Origin of the sequence: Microbacterium esteraromaticum, assembly GCF_028747645.1 — a bacterium.
GTDB classification, from domain to species: Bacteria; Actinomycetota; Actinomycetes; order Actinomycetales; family Microbacteriaceae; genus Microbacterium; species Microbacterium esteraromaticum_C.
This window is the reverse complement of record NZ_CP118100.1, coordinates 1,104,852-1,125,872: the sequence shown is the minus strand read 5'-3', so window position 1 is coordinate 1,125,872 and position 21,021 is coordinate 1,104,852. Positions and strand designations below refer to the sequence as shown.

20 protein-coding genes are annotated in these 21,021 nt (G+C 67.6%); 1 reads left to right on the top strand and 19 read right to left on the bottom strand.

Going from position 1 to position 21,021, the window contains the following annotated elements; all coding sequences use genetic code 11:
- The first annotated feature begins 8 nt into the window (after positions 1-8).
- Positions 9-413, top strand: a complete 405-nt coding sequence (locus PTQ19_RS05085) for a hypothetical protein (protein ID WP_274368696.1) — start codon at positions 9-11, stop codon at positions 411-413.
- On the opposite strand, the gene PTQ19_RS05080 is transcribed toward PTQ19_RS05085, so the two are convergent.
- From PTQ19_RS05080 to PTQ19_RS04990, 19 genes are all read right to left on the bottom strand, one after another.
- Positions 397-828, bottom strand: coding sequence for a hypothetical protein (locus PTQ19_RS05080; RefSeq protein WP_274368695.1), 432 nt, complete (start codon positions 826-828; stop codon positions 397-399). The two genes, PTQ19_RS05085 and PTQ19_RS05080, sit on opposite strands and share 17 nt — an antisense overlap.
- Positions 825-2,156: a glycosyltransferase gene (locus PTQ19_RS05075; RefSeq protein WP_274368694.1), complete on the bottom strand. Its 1,332-nt coding sequence runs from the start codon at positions 2,154-2,156 to the stop codon at positions 825-827. The genes PTQ19_RS05080 and PTQ19_RS05075 overlap by 4 nt, the downstream gene beginning before the upstream one ends.
- Entirely contained in the window at positions 2,153-3,364 is a 1,212-nt protein-coding gene (locus PTQ19_RS05070) for a hypothetical protein (protein WP_274368693.1), read from the bottom strand. The genes PTQ19_RS05075 and PTQ19_RS05070 overlap by 4 nt, the downstream gene beginning before the upstream one ends.
- Entirely contained in the window at positions 3,361-5,151 is a 1,791-nt protein-coding gene (locus PTQ19_RS05065) for an ABC transporter ATP-binding protein (RefSeq protein ID WP_222445599.1), read from the bottom strand. The genes PTQ19_RS05070 and PTQ19_RS05065 overlap by 4 nt, the downstream gene beginning before the upstream one ends.
- On the bottom strand, positions 5,148-6,155 hold the full coding sequence (locus PTQ19_RS05060; protein ID WP_274368692.1) for a Gfo/Idh/MocA family protein: 1,008 nt from the start codon (positions 6,153-6,155) through the stop codon (positions 5,148-5,150). The genes PTQ19_RS05065 and PTQ19_RS05060 overlap by 4 nt, the downstream gene beginning before the upstream one ends.
- Complete coding sequence (locus tag PTQ19_RS05055; protein WP_274368691.1) at positions 6,155-7,252, bottom strand: DegT/DnrJ/EryC1/StrS family aminotransferase; 1,098 nt, start codon at positions 7,250-7,252, stop codon at positions 6,155-6,157. Before PTQ19_RS05055 ends, PTQ19_RS05060 begins: the two co-directional genes overlap by 1 nt.
- The gene (locus PTQ19_RS05050) at positions 7,249-7,860 is read right to left on the bottom strand and encodes an acyltransferase (protein WP_274368690.1); all 612 of its coding nucleotides are present in this window, start codon (positions 7,858-7,860) and stop codon (positions 7,249-7,251) included. Before PTQ19_RS05050 ends, PTQ19_RS05055 begins: the two co-directional genes overlap by 4 nt.
- A complete protein-coding gene (locus PTQ19_RS05045) occupies positions 7,857-9,089 on the bottom strand; it encodes a glycosyltransferase family 4 protein (RefSeq protein ID WP_274368689.1) in 1,233 nt (410 codons plus the stop codon). The genes PTQ19_RS05050 and PTQ19_RS05045 overlap by 4 nt, the downstream gene beginning before the upstream one ends.
- Complete coding sequence (locus PTQ19_RS05040; RefSeq protein ID WP_261393590.1) at positions 9,086-9,505, bottom strand: DUF2304 domain-containing protein; 420 nt, start codon at positions 9,503-9,505, stop codon at positions 9,086-9,088. Before PTQ19_RS05040 ends, PTQ19_RS05045 begins: the two co-directional genes overlap by 4 nt.
- On the bottom strand, positions 9,502-10,230 hold the full coding sequence (locus PTQ19_RS05035) for a glycosyltransferase family 2 protein (protein ID WP_222445595.1): 729 nt from the start codon (positions 10,228-10,230) through the stop codon (positions 9,502-9,504). The genes PTQ19_RS05040 and PTQ19_RS05035 overlap by 4 nt, the downstream gene beginning before the upstream one ends.
- Before the next feature lie 32 nt (positions 10,231-10,262).
- The gene (locus PTQ19_RS05030) at positions 10,263-12,188 is read right to left on the bottom strand and encodes a DUF6541 family protein (RefSeq protein ID WP_274368688.1); all 1,926 of its coding nucleotides are present in this window, start codon (positions 12,186-12,188) and stop codon (positions 10,263-10,265) included.
- Positions 12,188-12,925, bottom strand: a complete 738-nt coding sequence (locus PTQ19_RS05025; RefSeq protein WP_222445593.1) for an ABC transporter ATP-binding protein — start codon at positions 12,923-12,925, stop codon at positions 12,188-12,190. The genes PTQ19_RS05030 and PTQ19_RS05025 overlap by 1 nt, the downstream gene beginning before the upstream one ends.
- Complete coding sequence (locus tag PTQ19_RS05020) at positions 12,922-13,857, bottom strand: ABC transporter permease (RefSeq protein ID WP_274368687.1); 936 nt, start codon at positions 13,855-13,857, stop codon at positions 12,922-12,924. The genes PTQ19_RS05025 and PTQ19_RS05020 overlap by 4 nt, the downstream gene beginning before the upstream one ends.
- Positions 13,858-13,957: 100 nt before the next feature.
- Complete coding sequence (locus PTQ19_RS05015) at positions 13,958-16,030, bottom strand: cell wall-binding repeat-containing protein (RefSeq protein WP_274368686.1); 2,073 nt, start codon at positions 16,028-16,030, stop codon at positions 13,958-13,960.
- 102 nt (positions 16,031-16,132) lie between these two features.
- Complete coding sequence (locus tag PTQ19_RS05010; protein ID WP_274368685.1) at positions 16,133-17,206, bottom strand: glycosyltransferase; 1,074 nt, start codon at positions 17,204-17,206, stop codon at positions 16,133-16,135.
- 60 nt (positions 17,207-17,266) lie between these two features.
- Entirely contained in the window at positions 17,267-18,718 is a 1,452-nt protein-coding gene (locus tag PTQ19_RS05005) for an LCP family protein (RefSeq protein WP_274368684.1), read from the bottom strand.
- Positions 18,715-19,182: a 5-(carboxyamino)imidazole ribonucleotide mutase gene (gene purE / locus PTQ19_RS05000; RefSeq protein WP_179411911.1), complete on the bottom strand. Its 468-nt coding sequence runs from the start codon at positions 19,180-19,182 to the stop codon at positions 18,715-18,717. The genes PTQ19_RS05005 and purE overlap by 4 nt, the downstream gene beginning before the upstream one ends.
- Positions 19,183-19,298: 116 nt before the next feature.
- Complete coding sequence (locus tag PTQ19_RS04995) at positions 19,299-20,423, bottom strand: 5-(carboxyamino)imidazole ribonucleotide synthase (RefSeq protein ID WP_206823428.1); 1,125 nt, start codon at positions 20,421-20,423, stop codon at positions 19,299-19,301.
- 51 nt (positions 20,424-20,474) lie between these two features.
- A complete protein-coding gene (locus PTQ19_RS04990; RefSeq protein ID WP_179411315.1) occupies positions 20,475-21,014 on the bottom strand; it encodes a PH domain-containing protein in 540 nt (179 codons plus the stop codon).
- Positions 21,015-21,021 lie beyond the last annotated feature (7 nt).

Sequence of the window (21,021 nt, the reverse complement as noted above, 5' to 3'; positions counted from 1 at the left end):
TGGCGATCATGTCCAGCGATCACGAGACGCCCGCTCTCGCCGATCTGGCCGCACGAGCCGAGGTCGTCCGCGTTGGACCCGCGTCGAAGGGCGCGCACTCCGTGACGCACGTGCTGACGCCCGCTGCCCCCCGCGGGCTTTCACAGCGCATCGAACGCCTGGCCTGGCGGTCCGCCGTCGGGCGGAATGCGATCCGCATCTCTCCGCTCGACCGGTCGCGCCGACTGTGGCGAGCTGCGAAGCGGGACCGTGTGCTACACGCGCTGGTGCGCGATGCGGACGTGGTCGTCGCTCTCGATCGGGACGCGATCCTGACGGTGTGGAAGCTCTCGAGGATGCGAGATCTCGGCGATTCCTGGGACGCCGTCTACGGAGGCTCCGCCGCGTTGTTCGCCCTCACGAATCGCGGCTGAACCGGCCCGCCGTCACTCGCGCCGCCGGAAATCCAACGACCGCCGGCACGGGGGCCCCTTGCCGTCTGCGGCGCCTGGCCTCCCGCCACACGGCGTAGTGGGCGTCGCGCTCGACCGATACCAGCAGGTCCGCCGCGGAGATCGCGGCCTGCGCCTGCGCAGACCGACGCGCGCGATGCGCGAACATGGCTCCGGGATCGAGCGGTGTCAGCCGCCTGAGTGCGCGGCCCGGGGGCGTGCGGCGCGCGAACTCCGACAATCGCAGGCGAAGCGGCGAAGTGCCTACCGCCAGCGAATCGGCATCGGGCCACTGCGCCGGCATAGTCGAGACGACGGTCACCTCCGCATGGGCGGCGAGAGACTTGAGGCCGCCGGCGATGTCGCCGGCAGACGGTGCGAAGACGACGATTCTCATGCGCGCGCCTCCATGCCGAACTCGGTCTCGATATCGGCGACGGCCGTCGCCAGGATGCCCAGCCGCTCCCAGCGGAGGCCGGCGGCGATCGCGCGCTGACGGACGCCCACGGTGCTCAACTGCACCTGGCGCGCGGCATCGATCAGCGATTCAGCGATCGCTTCAGGCTCGAGCGAGCGGGGTGCATGCCAGTGATCCGTGTCGCCCAGCACCTCTGCCACAGGGGTCTCCGGCGTGTGCACCGAGACGATCGGCAGACCCGTGGCCGCGTACTCGTACACCTTGCCGCTGGTCACGCCAGGGCCGCTGGGCAGCGCCAGCAGCAGTGCGTCGAACTGTCGATAGACCTCGGTGAGCCGGCTCCGACTCACCGGCCCCTCGTAGACGATGCCAAGAGGTTCAGCCTCGGCCAACGCCGCGAGGAGCTGGGGGCTGCCCTCGCCCGTGCGGCCCAGGTGACCGCGCAGCACGAGACGAGACCCCTCGGGGAGCTGCATCCGAGCAATCCGCCAAGCCTCGACGACCTCGTCGAGCGGAAAGGCTCCGAAGTTGATGGTTCCGATGTATCCGAAGGTCAGTGGACCGTCTGCGGCATCGCGAAGCGGAACGCCGAACGCCGCCGCGTCGGTGGCCTGAGCGGGCAGATCGAATCCGTTGCGCACCGTGCGCATCTTCGCGGCGGAGTCGGGATACTGCCCGGCGTGCCAGCCGCGGATCGGGTCGTTCACGAACCACACCTGGAACGCCTCGCTCATCAGGGCGCGCTCTCGATCACGGACCGCATCGGTGAGCCCAGCCGGCGGCGTGCCGGTGAAGGTCAGGAACGTCCACGCATCCCGGTAGTCGAGGATGTAAGGTACGCCGTGCTGGGCACGCAGGTGCTCCCCCGGGACGAAGTCGACGTACGGTGCGGCTGTGCCCAGTGCGAGATCGACCGGTCGGCTCTGGTGCACAGCATCCGCTGCCTCGCGCAAGGCAGGCGCCCACGATCCATACCAGGCCTCGGGGAACTCATGACGATCCCGCTGAAGCCTGCGGCGCGTCCACAGCTCAGGCTGGCGGGCGCGGGTGCGCGACCATGTGGTGATGTCTGTGGAGAGCTCGTGATGCTCCAGCGGCACCTCGACGATCTCGATGCGCGGATCGACGGTCTCGAGCAGCGTCTCGTCGGCCACCTCGTTCGCCCGGAACAGCGATGCGGGTCCGGTGAGAACCGTCACGTGCCAGCCCGCACGAACGAATGCGTCGGCGATTCCGGCGGCGCGGTACACGCCGCTCGTCCGAGCTGGCGGGAACGCCCACGCGGTGAGAAGCAGGTGCCTGCTCATGCCGTCACCCCCAGAAAAGGCGCGAGCACTCGCGCCGAAAGCGCTCCGTCGTGGACAGCCCGCACGAAGTCGGGTCCGCGGCGCGCCACCTCGCGGTAATGCTCGGGGCGAGTGCGGATGTCGTCGAGCACGTCATGCAGCGTATCCGGCGTCGCTTCGACCACGGGCAGCTCCAGTCCGGTCGTCTCACGGACGTGGTCGCGCACCTGGTCGTGCACGTGCGCGATGGCGATGCGCCCGGCGGCCATCGCCTCGACCGAAGTGACCGAGTACATCCCCAGCGCGAACTGCTCGAGCACCACGTCCGCGCCGGCGTACAGCGCGGGCATCTCTCCGGAGGGCACGCGGACCACGCGACGGTAATCGATCTGTCGAGCCTCGTGCAGCCGCTGCACGATCGGCTCGATCAGAGCGGTGCCCTTGACGAGGGGGTTCGTCGGGGCGTGCAGTACGACCGGTCGATCACTGGTGAGGATCTCTGTCGACGTCGCCCACCGCTCGATGTCCACCACGATCGGCAGCCACTGCGCACCGGGGCGATCCAGCAGCATCTCCGGCGTCGACACGAAGACCGGTGCAGCGACGCGGTCCAGGACCTGCTGATTGAACGAGGCGCGGGTCTGGAGCCGGTTCACCCAGTCGGCCGGGGCGTCTCGGAAGGGCGACCATTCATCGAGCTGCGCATGACGGTCGGGCAGCCGGATGTCAGTGCCATGGCACAGCATCGCGACCTGCACGCCCTGGGCACGCAGCCATTCGACTTCGCGTGCGACGACCTTGTCGCTGGCCGCGCCGAACATCGACGACACCGCCTCGATCATCACGTGCGTGAACCCGGCGCCGACGGCGCCGCGCTGCCGGATGCCCCAACGCCGCGAGTTCGTGTAGACAGCATCCGGCACCCCGTAGTCCACGGGGAAGTCGAGCCCGCCGTTGTCACCCGCGATCATCGAGACCGCGCCGACGCCCGGCAGCCGCTCGGCTGCGCGCGCCCAGCGATCTCCCTGTCCCGCGAAGTTGCGCGGTCCGACAAGCAGTCGAACGTCCGTGGCCGGAGCGGCCACGGGTGCGGGCACGTCCTGCGGGCGGTAGCGCGCCGTCGCCGGTCCGATTCGAGAGGTGATCGCCTCCGGCATGCGGGAGCGCACCAGGCGCTTCGCCATGCGCCAGCGTGCAGCCACCATCGACGACATTTCGGACATACTCATGCCAGCCCTGAGAGCCGCGCCTGGAGCGCGAAGTCCTCGTGTTCGGCGACGACCTCATCGAAGGTGCCTGTCGCCGCGATCCGGCCGTCCTGCATGAAGAGCACCTGATCAGAGGCGCGGATCGTCGACAGACGGTGGGCGACGGCGATGACCGTGACTTCGCCGTGCAGCTCGTGGATCGCCTCGGTCACGTTCGCCTCGGTCTTGCTGTCGAGCGCGCTCGTGGCCTCGTCGAGGACGAGGATCAGCGGGTCGGTGTACAGCGCGCGAGCGATGCCGAGACGCTGTCGCTGCCCTCCGGAGAGTGTCATGCCGCGTTCGCCGACAGTCGAGTGCACGCCGCCGTCACGATCCGAGATCACGTCCCAAAGCTGCGCACGACGCGCTGCGCGCTCGACCCGCTCGAGGTCGTAGCTGTCGTCCCACACCAGAGCGATGTTCTGTGCGATGGTGCCGTCGAACAACGCGACGTCCTGCGGGACGTAGCCGACATGCTGGCGCCAGGCCGCGAGCACGTCCTGCAGGGGCTTGTCGTCGATGAGGATCTGTCCTGAGCTCGGCGAGATGAGCCCGAGCAGCAGGTCGACGAGAGTCGACTTGCCGGCGCCGGACGGTCCGGCGATGCCGACGGTCGTCCCCATGCGGATGTCGAGGCTCAATGCTTCGACTGCAGGCGTGGACGAGCCTGGGAACGTGAACCCGACGTTGTCGAGAGTGAGCACCTGCGGTGCTGACGGCAGCGGCTCGCGGCCGAGCCGCTCCTGCGCCTTGAGATAGTCGTCGGCCGATTCGATGTCGGCGATGACCGTGTCGACGTAGGGCGCGGTGGTGACGGTGCGGGTGATCACCGACTGGAATCCGGTGAGTGCAGGCACCAGCCGGAAGCCCGCGATGCCGAACAGCGCCACTGCGCCGATGGCATCCTGAGGGCCATTGACCGGACCGCCGACGAAGTAGGCGACACCGCCGGTGAGCAGGAAGCCGCCGATGACGGCCGAGTCGAAGATGAAGCGAGGCACTGCTGAGAGGAAGTTCGAGTTCGACCGGGCGCGTGCCGACAGCGAACGCTGCTTCTCGACGACGACCTCGACCTCGGCGGCTTTGTCGCGAAGGGTGATCTCCTTCAGAGCCGACACCATGCCGGAGATCAGGGCGGCGGCAGCCATCTGCGAATCACGCGCGACCCGAGCCGCCTGGCGGGTGCGCCCGCCCAGCACATAGTACTGGAGCGCAGCGATTCCCACCAGGTACACGGCCGTGATCAGCGCGGTCAGGGGCTGCGCGACGACGATCACTGCCAGCACGCCGATCGACGTGACCAGCAAGCCCGGCAGGGTCGTGATGGGCAGCAGGAAGCCGCTGGTCACGTTCGCCACGCCCGTATTGGCCATCTGAACGACCTGAGCAGAGTTGCGGCCGAGACGATCGGTCCAGGGTGCACGCAGGTAGGCGGCGAGCAGCTGCGCGCCGACCCGCACCTCGAATTCGGCGAAGCGGCGGGTCGCGATCCACTGCAGACCGACGTTCGCAGCGGACTTGGCGATCACGAGCGCCGACAGTCCCGCGATCATCCAGACCAGCGCCGACTCGGGCATGGAACCGACGATCGGCAGCGAGATCGCGCTCCCGGTCGCGGCCGCAGCCAGTGTCAGTGCGAGCAGCATCAACGCCAGCACATCGACGATCGACAGCAGGGCTGCGACGATCGAGTACCAGAGCAGGAAGCGGCGCGCCGACGGCGGAAGGTACGGAAGCAGACGCCGCAGCAGGACGGTGATCTGCTTCATCGGTCTGCGAAGTCCGCGAGCTCGATCGACGTGTGCGTGCGGGCTGATTCGAGTGCGGCTTCGACGACGGTGAGGGTGCGCTGGCCCTGTTCCATGGTGACGAGGTCGGTCTGCTGTCCGAGAACGGCGTCGCGGAACGCTTCGTGCTCGACGCGCAGCGGCTCGCGCTTGGGGAACGCGTACCGGGTGACGTCGCCTTCGGAGACGCCGCGGAACGAGGAGACGGATTCCCATTCCAACGGGATGGTGCCGTTGGCGTAGAAAGTCAGGTCCCCGGTGGAAGTGTCGGCGACGAACGCGCCCTTCTCCCCCGTGACGACCGTGAGCCGTTCTTTCATCGGGCTCAGCCAGTTGACGATGTTGTTCACGATCACCCCGGACTTGGTCCGCCCGGTGATGGTGATCATGTCCTCGTACTCGCGGCCGGACTTGAACGCGGTCTGCGCGAACAGCCGGTCGTAGTCGGACTGCACCACCCACGCGGTCAGGTCCACGTCATGGGAGGCGAGGTCTTTCGCGACCCCGACGTCGGCGATCCGAGATGGGAACGGGCCCTGCCGGCGGGTGACCACCTGATACACCGCGCCCAGCTCGCCCGCCTCGATCCGCCGGCGCAGCTCCTGCAGCGCGGGGTTGAACCGTTCGATGTGCCCGACCGCGCCGACCAGCCCCGCAGCGGTGAATGCGTCGACCATCCGCTGCCCGGCCTCCAGGCTGTGCGCAATCGGCTTCTCCACCAGGGTGTGCACGCCGGCCAAAGCCAGCTTCAACGCCGCATCCTCATGGAACCGGGTCGGCACGGCCACCACCGCGATGTCCAGGCCCTCCGCGATCAGCGCGTCGATGTCCGGCAGCACCTGCAGGTCACCGGCCACCCCGTGCGGGTCACCGCCCGGGTCGGCGATCGCGACCAGGTCCACCCCGTCCAGCTCCCGCAGCACCCGGGCGTGGTGGCGGCCCATCATGCCGACGCCGAGCAGACCGGCACGCAGGTTCTCGGCCATCAGGCGCCCGCCCCCGCCGCCGCGTTCACCGCGGCCACGATCCGGTCCAGATCCGCCTGGGACAGTGACGGGTGCACCGGCAGCGATGCGACCTCACGCGCCGCGCGCTCCGTCTCCGGCAACTCCAGTCCGGGAGCGTACGGGGCCAGCGACGGCAGTCGGTGGTTCGGGATCGGGTAATACACACCCGCGCCGACGTTGTGCTCCTCCTTCAACGCCGCAACGAACCCGTCCCGATCCTCCGGCACGCGGATCGTGTACTGGTGGTACACGTGCACCGCACCCTCGGCGACCGGGGGCACCACGACACCCTGCAGGTTCGCGTCCAAGAACGCCGCATTCGCCTGCCGCTGCGCCGTCCACGCGTCAACCTTGGTCAGCTGCACGCGGCCGATCGCCGCGTGGATGTCAGTCATCCGGGCGTTGAACCCCACGATCTCGTTCTCGTACTGCCGCTCCATGCCCTGGTTGCGCAGCAGCTTCACCCGACGCGCGATCTCATCCGTGGCGCAGGTGACCATACCACCCTCACCACTGGTCATGTTCTTCGTCGGATACAGGCTGAACATCGCGAAATCACCGAACGAGCCCACCGGGCGACCATCCAACGCCGCCCCGTGCGCCTGAGCGGCATCCTCATACAACGCCACCCCCCGCTCAGCGGCCACCTTCTCCAGCTCCCGCATCCGGGCCGGGTGACCATACAGGTGCACTGGAAGGATGCCCTTCGTCCTCGGGGTGATCGCCGCAGCAACCGCCTCCGGATCCAGAGTGAACGTCTCCGGCTCGATGTCGACGAACACCGGCGTCCCACCCGTCAACGCCACCGAGTTGCCCGTCGCCGCGAAGGTGAACGACGGCACGATGACCTCATCCCCCGGCCCGACACCCGCGGCCAGCAGGCCCAGGTGCAGACCAGCCGTGCCCGAGTTCACCGCCACCGACGGCCGACCCGACACGAAATGCGCCGAGAACTCCGCCTCGAACGCCGCCACCTCAGGGCCCTGCGCCACCATGCCACTGCGCAGCACACGGTCAACCGCCGCCCGCTCGTCGTCACCGATGATCGGCTTTGCCGGGGGAATGAACTCGCTCACGCGGACTCCTTGGTCAGGGTTTCGTTGTTCTCAATGAAGCGATCACCCGTCACCGGGCAGATCCAGGTCGATTCGTCATCGCCACGGGTGAGCGGAACACCCGACTCCCCCACCCAGCCGATCCGCCGAGCAGGAACACCCGCGACAAGCGCATGCGCAGGCACATCCTTCACGACCACAGCGCCGGCGGCGACCGTCGCCCATGCGCCGATCGTGACCGGTGCGACGCAGGTCGAGCGCGCGCCGATCGCCGCGCCCTTCTCGATCGTGACGCCCACCGGCTCCCAGTCGTGGGCGCTCTTCAGCGAGCCGTCGGCGTTGATCGCCCGCGGATAGGTGTCGTTGGTGAGCACCACCGCTGGACCGATGAACACGCCGTCGGCGAGCTTGGCGGGCTCGTAGACGAGTGCGTAGTTCTGCACCTTGCAGTTGTCGCCCATCTCGACCCCGGTGCCGATGTACGCGCCGCGTCCGACGATGCAGTTCTGCCCCATCCGCACGCCCTCGCGCACCTGCGCGAGGTGCCAGATCGACGAGCCATCGCCGATCGAGGCATCGGGCGAGACATCAGCGGAGTCGACGACCCGCACACTGATCGAAGATTTCACTGAGTTGGCCTTTCGGTGCCGGATGATGATCGGCGGGAACTGGTTTCGAGTTTACGCTCACGCGCCGCTGCGGCCTGGGTGACCGCCCTCGCGACCCGCTCGGCGACAGCACGGAGGGAGACGTTCTGCTGGGCCCACGCTGCGCGGCGGGGCCGCATCAGCGCGGTCGTGCCGTCGTGCGCCTCAGACAGCAACTGCCGCATCGCGTCGGCGACGGCCTCAGGTGTGAAGTCGACCGCGAGGCCGAGCTCGCCGGTGCGCACGAGATCGGCCCCGGCTGCGGGGCCCGCGAAGAGAACCGGGGTCCCGGTCGCGGCTGCCGCATAGGTCTTGGTCGGCTTGGCGAAGTCGTAGCCGATCCCGGGGACGATGCTTACGAGCGCCGCAGCCGCGCCACGGATCCACGACGTCGATTCAGCGGGGCTGACCACGCCGCCGAACTCGACACGACCGGGAGCGAGTTCCTCTGCGACCTGCTTCAGCTGCGCTTCTACTGCGCCCTGACCGAAGAATCGAAGGCGGACGCCAGGGTTCTCCTTCGCGATCTGCGCGAAGGCGCGAATGAATATGTCGGGCTGCTGCCACTCCGACATGGTGCCGGTGTAGACGAAGTACTCATCGTTCGAGGCCGGCTCGACATCGGGGCTGAAGATCTCGGTGTCGATGCCGTTGCCGACCGTGACGATGCGGTCGGCCGCGGCGCCGAGCAGCACGAGCCGCTCAGTCACCTCGTCGGAGACCGAGATGATCGAGCGCGCGCGCCTGAGCACCGCGCGCTCCATCCAGCGCATGACGGACACGACGATGCCAGGGGCCCCCATCGAAATGACTCCGTCGGTCCACACATCGGCCGCGTAATAGACGAGCGGCCGCCGTTTGATGGCCGCGATGATCGCAGCGACGAGCCCCGTGGTGGGCGGCGACTCCGCGACAGCCACGTCGAATCGCGTGCCGATCAGTCGCGCCAGCAGCGGGATGTCGAAGCTCATGTACTGCATGTAGCCGCGCACGTTGCCGCCGGAGTCGCGCAGCACGGGCCAGCGCCGAACATCGACCCCAGGTGCATCCGGGGTCGCCGGGGCATGGGCCGGCGGTGTGGTGGTGAGCACGACGACGTCATCACCCTGCTCCGCGAGCAGGCGGGCGAGCGCTCCCAGCCGGAAGGCGCCGGCGCTGACCTCGGGGGGAAAGAGTCTTGAGGCGATGACGACCCGCACAGGAGCGGTCATGACTCCTCTCCGTCCGGTCGCGGAGGGGTTTCGTCAGTGATCGCATCCTCGCGAATGTCGAGGCGCTGCTCGATCTGCGCGATCCTGCGCTCATGGAATGCCGACTGCTCGGCGAGCACCCGCAGCTTCTCCTCGATGCGGGTCAGCTCGGCACCGTACTGCAGGCTGACCAGGAACAGCAGCGCGATCGCGACGAAGAACACCAGGTTGACCGGCACGACGATGCCCAGGGCCGAAGCCGCCCACCCCAGCATCTGCGGGAACACGGCGATGACCAGTGCCAGCACCCCTCCGACGAACCACCAGCCCGCATGGCGCTCGCGCAGCGTGCCGCGCCGCATCAGTTCAATGATCGCGATCAGCGCCAGCACCGCCGCGACGATCCCGAAGATGTAGGTGATGATGCTCATGTTCATGCGTCGCTCCCCACTCGTGCCCGAGGGCGGATCATCGCAAGCCCGAACGCAGCGCAGGCCCGGAAAAGATACGCGGCGGCTTTGAGAGGTCTGTGCGATGGCTCACCGCCCTGTCGTACGCGCATGGCCACCGGCACCTGCCGGATGCGAAGGCCCGCACGTGCCGCGATCACGAGCGCCTCGATGGTGTCGCCGAGGTACTCGGCGGGGAACTCGTCTGCGAAGAGGTCGACGGCCCGGGGCCCGGCAACCTTGAACCCGCTGGTCACATCGGTGAGCGGGGTCCGCGCGACACGGCTGATCACCGCTGCCAGCAGACGCATCGCCCAGCGGCGCGGTCCCCGAACCCCGTAGTCGCCCGCGCCCGCGAATCGCGCGCCGATCACCAGGTCGGCATCCGCGAGGCGTGTGATCATCTCGGCGATCATGACGGGGTCGTGCTGCCCATCGGCATCCACCTGGATCACGATCTCGTGCCCGTGCGTGCGGGCGAATCGATAGCCGGCACGCATCGCGCCGCCGACACCCAGGTTGAACGGCAGGCGCAGAACTTCCGCTCCAACCGCTTGCGCTCGTGCGCCGGTGGCGTCGTGGGAGCCATCGTCGATCACGAGGCACCTTGCCGACGGGTAGGCCGCGCGTACGTCGCGAACCACGTCCGCGACGGACTCCTCTTCGTTCAACGCCGGAATCACGACGAGAACGGACTGATCAACCGGGCGCATCACAGCAAATCATAGCGAGCCGGTTGAGGACTCTACTGAGCGCACGCCGTGATCCGCCAGAGCGAGGCGTCGTCGCCGACGGAGTTGACGAGCTCGAATCCGGGCTGCCCGGCGAAATCGGTCATGCCCGGCATGATGTACCTTCCGGGGCCGTCCTCGCCTGCGCCGAAATCGACGACGTACTGCGGATTGCCGTAGGCCATGAGCGCGCTGCAGACCGCCGGGTCGGTGGCAGCGTCGCGAAGACCAACTGCCAGAATGTTCCAGTCGGGTGTCCGCGGGGCAGCCCAGGTGCGCGGATAGACGTCGATGCCGCTCAGGAAGTAGCCGAAGCCCGAACCGGTGGATGGGTTTCCGATCACCCGAGCATCAGCCGGAACAAGCTCATCCAGCGACTCGAGCAGCTCGCGCTCGTCCGGATTGAGGTACGCATCGGCGGCAGCGACATAGCGCGATTCACGGTCGTACGTTCCCTGCGTGACGGCCGGCATGGCGACAGGTCGCACCGTGATGAGCACGATCATGAACACGACGCTCGCTGCGAGGCCCACGAGGGTCGACATGGGTTCCGTAGGGCGTCGCATCCTCGCCGCGACGGCCCGAGTCACGGCGTCTGCTCCGATGGCTGCGATCGGGATGACCACGATAGGGGCGAGTGCGGCGATCCGATAGGGATCGGCGTACCAGGCGCCCAGAAGCCCGACCCGGACCATCGGTGCGCCGACGGCGGCGACGAGAAGGTAGAGGGCGGAGATCCCTGCCCATGCGAAGACGAACCAGCGCAGCGTTGCGACACGGGCAGCGACGACGAGGCCGATCAGCATGAGGATGCTGATGCCGAAGGCGAACGGGATCAGCACCTGCCCGTTGAACAGCACGTCCAGGAAGACTTCGAGCTTGCCGCGGAACGGCGCCCAGTGCGACCCGGATGTTCCCTGCGCGAGATACAGCCAGACACCGCCCACGACGGCCCACAGCACCACGAGAGCGCCCACCACACGCGTCGCGCCCCATTCGGCGCGACGCACGAAGATCTGGAATGTCACCCACCCGGCGCTGATCGCCATCCACGGCAGGATGGCGGCGGGCTGGGCGAGCAGGATCGCCGAGACCGCCACCAGGATCAGCAGCGCGATGCGGACGACGTGCGCGACGGGACGAGTCGCGCCTATCCAGCGCGGCACGGTGATAACGAGAGCGACCGCCGCCGGGATCATCGCCGTCGACAGCGCGTTCGGGAACAGCACGCCCCACTGGAACATCAGCAGAGGGAAGGTCTGCAGCGCCCCGGAAAGGACCGCCGCATATGCCGCGACCGTCGATGAGGTCGTTACGGCTCGGGTGAGCCACGCGATCCCGAGGGGCCAAATCATCGCCGCGATCACGAGCGTGAGCATGTTGGCCGCGGTCGTGATCTCCGCGCCGGTCAGCAGCACGATCATCGATACGACCGCGTGCCAGGCCGCCGGGTAGAAGCCGCGTCCGCCGATGACGGAGTTCACGTGCAGAGATGAAGCGTTGTCGGTCTCGAGGATGTACCGGACCGCGTTCATGTGGAAGACGGCATCGTTGGTCTGGGAGACCCCCGAGGGGTCCTGCACGTATGCAACGACGCGCCAGGTCGACATCGCGACCCCAACGCCGATCGCTGCGGGAAGCAGCCACCGCACCGGCGACCGCGCTCCCTCATCAAGCCTGCCGACGGCCCAGCGCCCGACCAGCGCGGCCAGCAGGATCAACGCTGCGATGGCCGCAGCCCATGGCAACGGCCCCCAACCGACGCCGACCTCGCCGAGCAGAAGCGCGATCACTGCCGTCGCCGCCACCGTGAATATGGGGGCGGACGCCAGCAGCGGCAGCCCGCGCAGCCCCACGAACCACAGTGCGAGAACCCCGGGTACGAACACCAGACCCGCTGTTACCAGCAGGACGGGCAGCTGCACCAGCCACTCCAGCATCAGGCGACCTCCACGAGTGCGATCGCTCCCTCGAGTTCACCGTCGTAGACGACCTCGCCCTTGCTGATTACCACACCGCGCGTGCAGAGGTCCCTGACCATCTCCATGTCGTGGCTGACGACGACAAGGGTCTTGCCCGCGGCGATGAGCTCCTCGAACTTCTTGCGGCACTTCTCACGGAAGGGCACGTCGCCCACGGAGAGGATCTCGTCCATCAGAAGGACGTCGAGTCGTACGTGGATCGCGACGGCGAACGCGAGCCGAAGGAACATGCCGGAGGAGTAGTGCTTGACCTCTTGGTCGATGAACTCCTCGATCTCGCTGAATGCCACGATCTCGTCGTAGAGCTCGTCGATCTCCCGCTTCTTCATTCCCAGGATCGCCGCGTTCAGATACACGTTCTCGCGGCCGGAGAGTTCGGGGTGGAAGCCTGCACCGACCTCGATGAGTCCGGCAACGCGGCCTCGGGTGAGCACTTCGCCGGCGTCGGGCTCCATCACGCCCGAGATCAGCTTGAGCAGGGTCGACTTGCCTGAGCCGTTCATGCCGAGGATGGCCACCGACTCACCCTCGTTGATGACGAGATCAACGCCCTTGAGTGCCTCGAAGGTCGACGTGAGCTTGCGACGTCGGATCCATGAGACGACCGTGTCCTTGAGCGAGAACGCATGGTTGAGCGTGAACTTCTTGTGCACGTCATCGACGATGATGCTCGGACGCTTCGCTGTCTGGTTCATAGGTCCTGGGCGAACTTTCCTTCGAGGCGTCGGAACGCCATCTGGCCGAGCAGCAGCGTGGCCACGGCGATCAGCGCTGTCCACAGCGTGTTGATGCCGAAGTTCGGAGACAGCGGCATGAGCGGGTCGCCGATGTACTTCGACGCGTTCACCAGCTCCTGCGTCGCAGGTCGCCAGAAGGCGTAGTGAAACAGCTGCACTCCCTGGGTGATCGGGTTGAGCAGGTATACCTCGAGCAGCCAGTGCGGCCACTGCAGCTTGTCGACGATCGCGGCCTGCACCATCGTCCAGGAGTACAGCACCGGAGAAGCCCAGGTGGCTAGCAGCAGGAACAGCTCGACGATGTTCTCGGCGTCGCGGAACCGCACGTTCACCGCACCGAACAACAGACCGAGCCCCAGGGAGAAGACCATGACGATCGCAATACCCGCCAGAGCGGCGAGTGCGCCAAGCACTGTGATGTGCGCCGCCCAGCCCATGAGCAGGCAGACGAACAGGAGCAGTCCAACCTGGGGCAGGAAGTGGACGAGCGAGACCAGCACCGCGGAGACCGCGAACAGCTGCCGCGGGAGGAAGACCTTCCGCACCAGCGCCGCATTCCCGACGATCGATGTCGTCGCGTTCTTGAAACCCTCGGAGAACAGGTTGATCACGACGATGCCCGAGAACAGGTAGACCGCGTAGTTCGGCACGCGATCGAGGTCCATGAAGATGCCGAGGACGATCCAGAACACCAGGAACTGGGCGGCCGGCCGCACGTAGGACCACAACCAGCCGAGAACGGAGTTGCGGTAGCGCGTCGTCACGCCGGTGCGCACCAGCAGGCGCAGCAGATAGCGCCAGCGCACGACATCGATCAGTCCATGGCTCTTGCCGGGAGTGTCGAAGTCGGAGCGCGGCACGGTGATGAAGAGATCTCGGGTATCAGTCACGGGCCTACTCACTCGAACGGCGACGGTGGCGACCGCCGCGGCCTCATCATCCTATTGCACCCGACCTGATGGCTCACGCAACGTCGATGCGCTCTCACGCCTACATGAGGGCGCTGAGCTGCCGCTCCACGGCCGTCGAGACCACACCCGCTTCCCCGAGGATCACCACGCGCTGCGGAGCCAACCGCTTCAACTCCGCGACCACCTCAGCAGGCAGGGCATCCGGCCTCGTCAACAGCACCGGACCACCCAGCACACCCGCCGCTGCCGCACCCGCCAGAGCATCCGGGAAGTCCCGTCCGCTGGAGACATACGCCACCGGAACGCCCGCAGTCGGGAACGCCGCCTTCGACACAGCCACCGCCGTCTCATAGCGCGACGCACCACCCTGACGCGTCACCGATGCCGCGATCGCGCGCACCTGCTGCTCGACAGCCGTCGAGACCACACCCGCTTCCCCGAGGATCACCACGCGCTGCGGAGCCAACCGCTTCAACTCCGCGACCACCTCAGCAGGCAGGGCATCCGGCCTCGTCAACAGCACCGGACCACCCAGCACACCCGCCGCTGCCGCACCCGCCAGAGCATCCGGGAAGTCCCGTCCGCTGGAGACATACGCCACCGGAACGCCCGCAGTCGGGAACGCCGCCTTCGACACAGCCACCGCCGTCTCATAGCGCGACGCACCACCCTGACGCGTCACCGATGCCGCGATCGCGCGCACCTGCTGCTCGACAGCCGTCGAGACCACACCCGCTTCCCCTAGGATCACCACGCGCTGCGGAGCCAACCGCTTCAACTCCGCGACCACCTCAGCAGGCAGGGCATCCGGCCTCGTCAACAGCACCGGACCACCCAGCACACCCGCCGCTGCCGCACCCGCCAGAGCATCCGGGAAGTCCTGACCGTTCGCCACGTACGCCACAGGGACACCCGCAGTCGGGAAGGCCGCCTTCGACACAGCCACCGCCGTCTCATAGCGCGACGCACCACCCTGACGAGTGAGGGCCGGTGACTGCGGCGTGACAGCAGCGGATGCGCTCGACGCCGCCGAGGTTCCGGCGATGTTCGTCGCCCTCACGGTGAACTTGTACGCAGTGCCGTTCGCCAGGCCCGTCATCGTTGCCGTGGTCGCACCGGTCGTGCTCACAGTCTTGCCACCCGGCTGCGCCGTGACCGTGTACGCAGTGATCGGAGCGCCGCCCGTGGCACCGGGTGCCGCCCAGGAGACTGTCGCCTGGCGATCCCCCGCGGAAGCTCTGATGCCAGATGGCGCTCCGGGCACGGCCGCTTTCGCGGGCCCGAACCAGTCAGTGAAGTAATTGTAGAAGTTGCGGTTGCCGTACGCCGAGCACGAGTCACCGGTGCCGTAGCCCGCCTTCATCGCTGCGGCGTTCGGCTGGTAAGGCGTGTAGTAGTACAGCGCCGACGTCGCCTTATTCTCGACTCGAACGGGCGAGGAACCGCACGACTTGTTTGGGTTGTACTGGATGTTCCACGTCTTACCCGGCGCATACCAGGTGAAGTAGCGCCCCTCCATGTAGAGCTGCATCTGGCGGGCAGCGCCGTAGATCTGGTGGAAGAAGCCGACGAACTTCGGATCACACGGTGCGGTGTCTGGGCACCCCTGCCCGAGGGCGATGTCGTAGCGCCACTTGCTGGGCCACGTGTGGGTGACCAGCCCCTGCTCTTTCTGCAGCATGACGATGAGCACCTGGGGGTTGATGTCACATGCCTGCGACACCCGGTAGATGATGCGGGCCGCGCTCTCGTTCCTCGCCCCCGTATAGCCCTTGCAGTACTTGTCGGCCGGCATCGAAACGGAATCGATGCGGAAGTCCTTCAAGCAGATGATCGGCCCGTACTGATCGCTGCCGCCACGGCAGGTCGACACCTTCGAGTTGAAGAACGACTGGATCTGCGATTCGGTCATGGTTGCTTCGTTGGTGAAGACCGCATCGCTGATGATGTTCCCGGCGTTCCAGCCCACAAGAGACGTCTTCACCGGTCCAGCTGCCAGACCGGCCGCCGCCGGGGCCGGCGCAGCCACCGGCACGGATGCTGCCGAAACGGGCGCCGCGGTGCCGATGACAAGACCGAGAATCGTCAGCAGCGTCACCGCCCAGCGCACTGATAGAGTCGCGCGCGCGCTGCGGATGCCAGGTGAAGCCATGTTATTAGTGTGACTGAAGTTGCACGATCATGCCACTGATGCAGAATATCGGGCGATTTCCGCGGCGTGTCCCCCGCCCTGTCAGGCGCTTCGCAGACTGGCTCAGAGGTCGGCGTGCAGCCCCCACACCCGCTCAGCGGAGCTCGCCCACGAGAACGCACGTGCACGGTCGGCGGCGAGTACCCGCTGCCGCTTCTCCCCCGCGCCGAGCGCATCTTCGAGGGCATCCGTGATCTCATCCGCCGGCACCACCAGTCCGCCGTCGGCGATGACGTCGAGGTGAGTCCCCGAGTCGACGGCGACAACGGGCACGCCCAGTGCCATCGCCTCGACCGCACGCCACGGCCACGCCGTCGAGGTGGAGGTGGCGACCACAGCGGCCGCTCCGGCGAGAACAGATGCCCGGTCGGCGTCGTCGAGGCGTCCGCGGATGTGCGCGCGCCGTTCGGCCAACCCGGCAGCTGCAGCCGCATCCGCGATCTGCGGCTCGGTCCCGTCGGCAGCATCGAGCACCACGACGTCGATATCGGCTCGCGCGGCTGCGGATAGTCCGCCAGTCATCGATTCGACATCACCCGTCACGACCACGTAGCGTTCGGGCAGTTGCAGATCGTCGCGGCGCTGCGCCGCATCGGCCGGCTCCGCGAAACCCTGCGGAGCAGCGCCGGCGATGACCCGGATGCGGTCCGACAACCGCCCCAGGCCCGCGACGCGCTCGGCCATCGTGTGCGAGGGCACAACGACGGCGTCCGCGTGCTTCACCGCCCGTTTGAGCATCGCCTTGTGCCAGCCGACCACAGACTTCGACAGCACGTGCGGCGCCTCCCACGCATCCAGGTCCCACAGCGTGACGGTGGTCTGGTCGTTGTCGTGCAGCCGGTCGTGACGCACCAGCGGCGCCATCAGACTCGGGGAATGGATGAGCCCACCTCCGACGCCGGGGGTGATTCCCAGTTGCCACGCGCCGGCCAGTTCACGGCGCCCGAGCGCCAGCATCCGCACGTCCTGCACGCCGGGCATCTGCAGGTCGGTGCCGCTCGGCACGATCGCCGATACGGCGCAACCGCGCGGCGCTGTCTGCACCAATCCGACGGTCAGTGCCAGCGCCGCACGCGCCTGATCGGCGTCGACGACCTGCACCGTCTGATCGAGAACAACCCGCAACTGCACACTCATGTCGTCATGCTATCGACGCCTTCCTGAGAGCCTCCGACGCACCGCCGCGGGCGCGTGAGGTCACTCGGCAGGCGCGTCCGTTTCTGGCGGATGAAGGGCATCGCGCACCATCTGACGAATCAAATCGAAGTCGGGGTCGCCCTCGACGATGCCGTTGTCGGGCACGAGCTCGATCTCGGTGACGGGCTGCTCCTTCGCCTTCATCATCAGGTCGAAGAACTCGGGCAGCTTGTCCTGCGGAAGGTCGGTCTCCATCAGCTGCGTGCCCGCGGCCGCGATCTCGTTGAACCGTGTCACCACCGTCTGCGGGGTGAACTGTTGCAGGATGGCGACCTGCAGCTCGCGCTGACGCCTCATGCGGTCGTAGTCGCTGGTGGTGTACCGCGAACGGGCGTACCACTGCGCCGTGTCACCGTCCATGTGCTGATCGCCTGCCTCGATCCACCCGATCGCCCAGTCCGCGGCGGGCTGGTTCGGGTAAGCCGGCCCGCCCCCCTTGGGCAGCCGCTCGATGACAGTGATGTCAACCCCACCCAGCGCATCGATGAGCGCTGCGAAACCATCCATGTCGACGAAGACGTAGTACGGAATCTCGATGCCGAGCACACCCTCGGCAGCGTCCTTCGTCGCCTCGATACCGGGAGCGGACCCGTGCGTCGCCGCATCGGGATACAGCCCCGTTCCCTTATCGTCCCGACAGACCTCGGCGGCATTGCGGATGTGGTTCATCCACGGCTCCCAGCCGCAGGCCTGGTCCGAATGCCCTTCGAAACCATCCGGGTACAGCTCACGCATGGGGCTGCCCTCGCTGAACGGCGCACCGGCGAGCTCGCGTGGGATGCCCGTCATCGTGACGGCACCGGTGTCGGCGTTGACCGAGACGACCGAGATACTGTCGAAGCGCATCGAGTCGCGCCCGTCGCCGCTGTCGGCGCCGAGTAGCAGGATGTTGTAGTAGCCGTCGCTGGGCGGCAGGCTGGGCCCGCCGCTGCCGAACAGCGTCGTCAGAGCCCCGCGCCCCGACGCCACCGCCGACGAGGCATACACCGTCGCCGACGCCACCAGGGCCAGTACGAGAACGGATGCCAGCGGAATCGCCCACCGCGAGATCGGTGGCACCTTGACCAGGCGCACCTGCCGCAGGGTGTCGATCGTCAGCACGACCCACAGCACCACATAAGCCAGCAGCAACACCTGCACGAGCGTCAGCATGAACCACGCGAGCGGTCCGGCGAAGAGCCAGACCAGCGCGGGCCGGGCGAACAGACCAAGGCCCGCGGCGACCAGCAGCAGGAACCAGCCGAACAGGGTCGCACCGAGTCCGAAGCGGCCGAGCCTGCGGTTGCCGGCGAGCACCTGCGCCGAGCCCGGGATAAGTACGTTCAGGACGACCAGCCACCAGGCACGCCGACCCATCAGGTCGGCATCAGAGGCATCGGGGTTGAGCAGCGGCCGCGTCTCGATCAGCGGGCGTGCGCCCTGATCGGAGGCACGCGGTGCTGCCAATGTCACAGCGAGTCCTTCAACCGCTGGTTCTTCTGCTCCACCTGGCCTTCGAGTTCACGTGCGTACGCCTCTACGCGGTCGGCGAGTTCCGGATCGGACGTGCCCAGGATCCGTGCGGCGAGGAGCCCTGCGTTTCGCGCCCCGCCGATCGACACGGTCGCGACGGGGATTCCGGCCGGCATCTGCACGATCGACAGCAGCGAGTCCATGCCGTCCAAGTACGCCAGCGGCACGGGCACACCCACGACGGGCAGCGCGGTCACCGAGGCGATCATGCCCGGCAGATGAGCGGCTCCTCCGGCGCCGGCGATGATGACGCGGATGCCACGGCTGCGCGCTTCCCGGCCATAGCTCATCAGCTTGTCGGGTGTGCGGTGGGCCGAGACGACCTCGACCTCGTGCGGGATGCCGAAGTCGGTGAGCGCCTGGGACGCGTCACTCATCACCCGCCAGTCGGAATCGGAACCCATCACGACGCCGACCAGCGGCGAGCTCGAGGAATGCAGCGGCTCAGTCACTCGTACAGGCTAGTGCGCGCCGCTGGGAGAACGGCGCAACGGCGCGCACTCGCAGCGACGCGGATCACTCACTCGAAATGCACTGCGGCGGCGCGGGCGGTGTAGACGACGTCATCGAGATCAGCGCCGGCGACGTTGATGTGGCCGACTTTTCGTCCCGGACGCGGCGCCTTGCCGTAGGTGTGGATCTTGGCCTCGGGGTGCTGCTCCATCGCCGGTGCGAAGCACGAGGTGAGCGTGCCCTCGGCGGGTCCGCCGAGGATGTTCACCATCACGGTCCAGGGTGCTCGAGGTGCGGTGCTGCCCAGCGGCAGATCGGCGACGGCCCGCAGGTGCTGCTCGAACTGGCCCGTCACGGCACCGTCCTGGCTCCAGTGTCCGCTGTTGTGGGGACGCATGGCCAGTTCGTTGACCAGAATGCGCTCATCGTCGGTCTCGAACAGTTCGACAGCCAGCATGCCTGTGACGCCGATTCCCTCGGCGATCTGCCGTCCGATCTGCTCGGCGACCTCGGCCAGACGCTCCGTAGCGTTCGGCGCGGGGGCGATGACCTCTGCGCACACGCCGCCGCGCTGCACCGTCTCGACGACGGGGTACGCGACCACGTCGCCGCTCGGGCGCCGCGCGATCTGCTGCGCGAGTTCACGGGTGAACGACACCATCTCCTCGGCCAGCAGCGCCTCCCCCTCCGGCACCTGCTCGAACCAATCGGCGGCCTCGAGGCCCGCGCGTACGACGCGTACACCTTTGCCGTCGTACCCGCCCCGCGGAGTCTTCACGACGGCTCGGCCGCCGTGATCGTTGATGAACGCCTGCAGTTCGCGAGCATCGTGCACCGCGGCCCAGTCCGGCTGCGGCACACCGAGCTCGGCGAGGCGGGCACGCATCACGAGCTTGTCCTGCGCGTACTGCAACGCATCGGGCCCCGGGTGCACCTGCACACCGTCGGCGACGAGGGCGCGCAGCACCTGCTGGGGCACGTGCTCGTGGTCGAAGGTGATGACGTCGACGTCACGCGCGAAGGCGCGCACCGCGTCCAGGTCGCGATAGTCACCGACGGCCGTCGCTGCCAGCGCGGCCGACATCCCCTCGTCCTCGGCGAGCACACGCACGTCGAGTCCGAGTTCGACCGCCGGAGCAATCATCATCCTGGCGAGCTGTCCACCACCGATCACACCTACGCGCACCGACATCCGCGCCCCTTTCGTCGTTCCCATTCTCGCGTACTCCGAGGGCGCGGATGGTCAGAACGTTCCGGGCTCCGCGTCGCGGTGGGCGAGGATCTGGTTGACCTCGACCTGATCAGCCAGTGCCTCATGCACGAGATTGACGCTGGGGACGTTCACCAGGCGCAACGGTGCGTCGACGCCGTTGCTGAGGACGACCGTGCCGGCGCCCCACAGACGCTGCAGAAGTCCGCGGCGCACGGCGATCGAATAGCCGCGCGTGTGCGAGAGCTCCTGACGGCTGCGCGCGCCGAGCCCGTCGCGGACGATCACTCGCCGGGTGGTGATCGTGTACGTACGTGACAGCCAGCGCAAATACGGCGCGACGACGAGAAGCAGCACCAGCAGGCCTGCCGCGGCGAGCAGCATCCAGTTCTCATACGGAGAGGGCAGGTTGCCATACAAGTAGGCTGTCGCGCCGAACACGGCGATCAGCACGAGTGCCGACCAGAACAGCCGCCGGGCATGGCCACGGAAGCGCGCGACGATCAGTTCCTCGGCGGGCGCGCCAGGCGGGGGCATCATCGGACGCCCTCCGAGCATCACCGGCTGAGTCATGCCTCCA

Bases quoted from the DNA above. Each gene is read 5' to 3' on its own strand.
- PTQ19_RS05060 (WP_274368692.1), bottom strand. From the start codon at position 6,155: ATGGCCGAGAACCTGCGTGCCGGTCTGCTCGGCGTCGGCATGATGGGC.
- PTQ19_RS05075 (WP_274368694.1), bottom strand. From the start codon at position 2,156: ATGAGCAGGCACCTGCTTCTCACCGCGTGGGCGTTCCCGCCAGCTCGG.
- PTQ19_RS05030 (WP_274368688.1), bottom strand. From the start codon at position 12,188: ATGCTGGAGTGGCTGGTGCAGCTGCCCGTCCTGCTGGTAACAGCGGGT.
- PTQ19_RS05040 (WP_261393590.1), bottom strand. From the start codon at position 9,505: ATGAACATGAGCATCATCACCTACATCTTCGGGATCGTCGCGGCGGTG.
- PTQ19_RS05070 (WP_274368693.1), bottom strand. From the start codon at position 3,364: ATGAGTATGTCCGAAATGTCGTCGATGGTGGCTGCACGCTGGCGCATG.
- PTQ19_RS05035 (WP_222445595.1), bottom strand. From the start codon at position 10,230: ATGCGCCCGGTTGATCAGTCCGTTCTCGTCGTGATTCCGGCGTTGAAC.
- PTQ19_RS05045 (WP_274368689.1), bottom strand. From the start codon at position 9,089: ATGACCGCTCCTGTGCGGGTCGTCATCGCCTCAAGACTCTTTCCCCCC.
- PTQ19_RS05010 (WP_274368685.1), bottom strand. From the start codon at position 17,206: ATGAGTGTGCAGTTGCGGGTTGTTCTCGATCAGACGGTGCAGGTCGTC.
- PTQ19_RS05025 (WP_222445593.1), bottom strand. From the start codon at position 12,925: ATGAACCAGACAGCGAAGCGTCCGAGCATCATCGTCGATGACGTGCAC.
- PTQ19_RS05085 (WP_274368696.1), top strand. From the start codon at position 9: ATGTCCAGCGATCACGAGACGCCCGCTCTCGCCGATCTGGCCGCACGA.
- PTQ19_RS05080 (WP_274368695.1), bottom strand. From the start codon at position 828: ATGAGAATCGTCGTCTTCGCACCGTCTGCCGGCGACATCGCCGGCGGC.
- PTQ19_RS04995 (WP_206823428.1), bottom strand. From the start codon at position 20,423: ATGTCGGTGCGCGTAGGTGTGATCGGTGGTGGACAGCTCGCCAGGATG.
- PTQ19_RS05015 (WP_274368686.1), bottom strand. From the start codon at position 16,030: ATGGCTTCACCTGGCATCCGCAGCGCGCGCGCGACTCTATCAGTGCGC.
- purE (WP_179411911.1), bottom strand. From the start codon at position 19,182: ATGGGTTCCGATTCCGACTGGCGGGTGATGAGTGACGCGTCCCAGGCG.
- PTQ19_RS05065 (WP_222445599.1), bottom strand. From the start codon at position 5,151: ATGAAGCAGATCACCGTCCTGCTGCGGCGTCTGCTTCCGTACCTTCCG.
- PTQ19_RS04990 (WP_179411315.1), bottom strand. From the start codon at position 21,014: ATGACTCAGCCGGTGATGCTCGGAGGGCGTCCGATGATGCCCCCGCCT.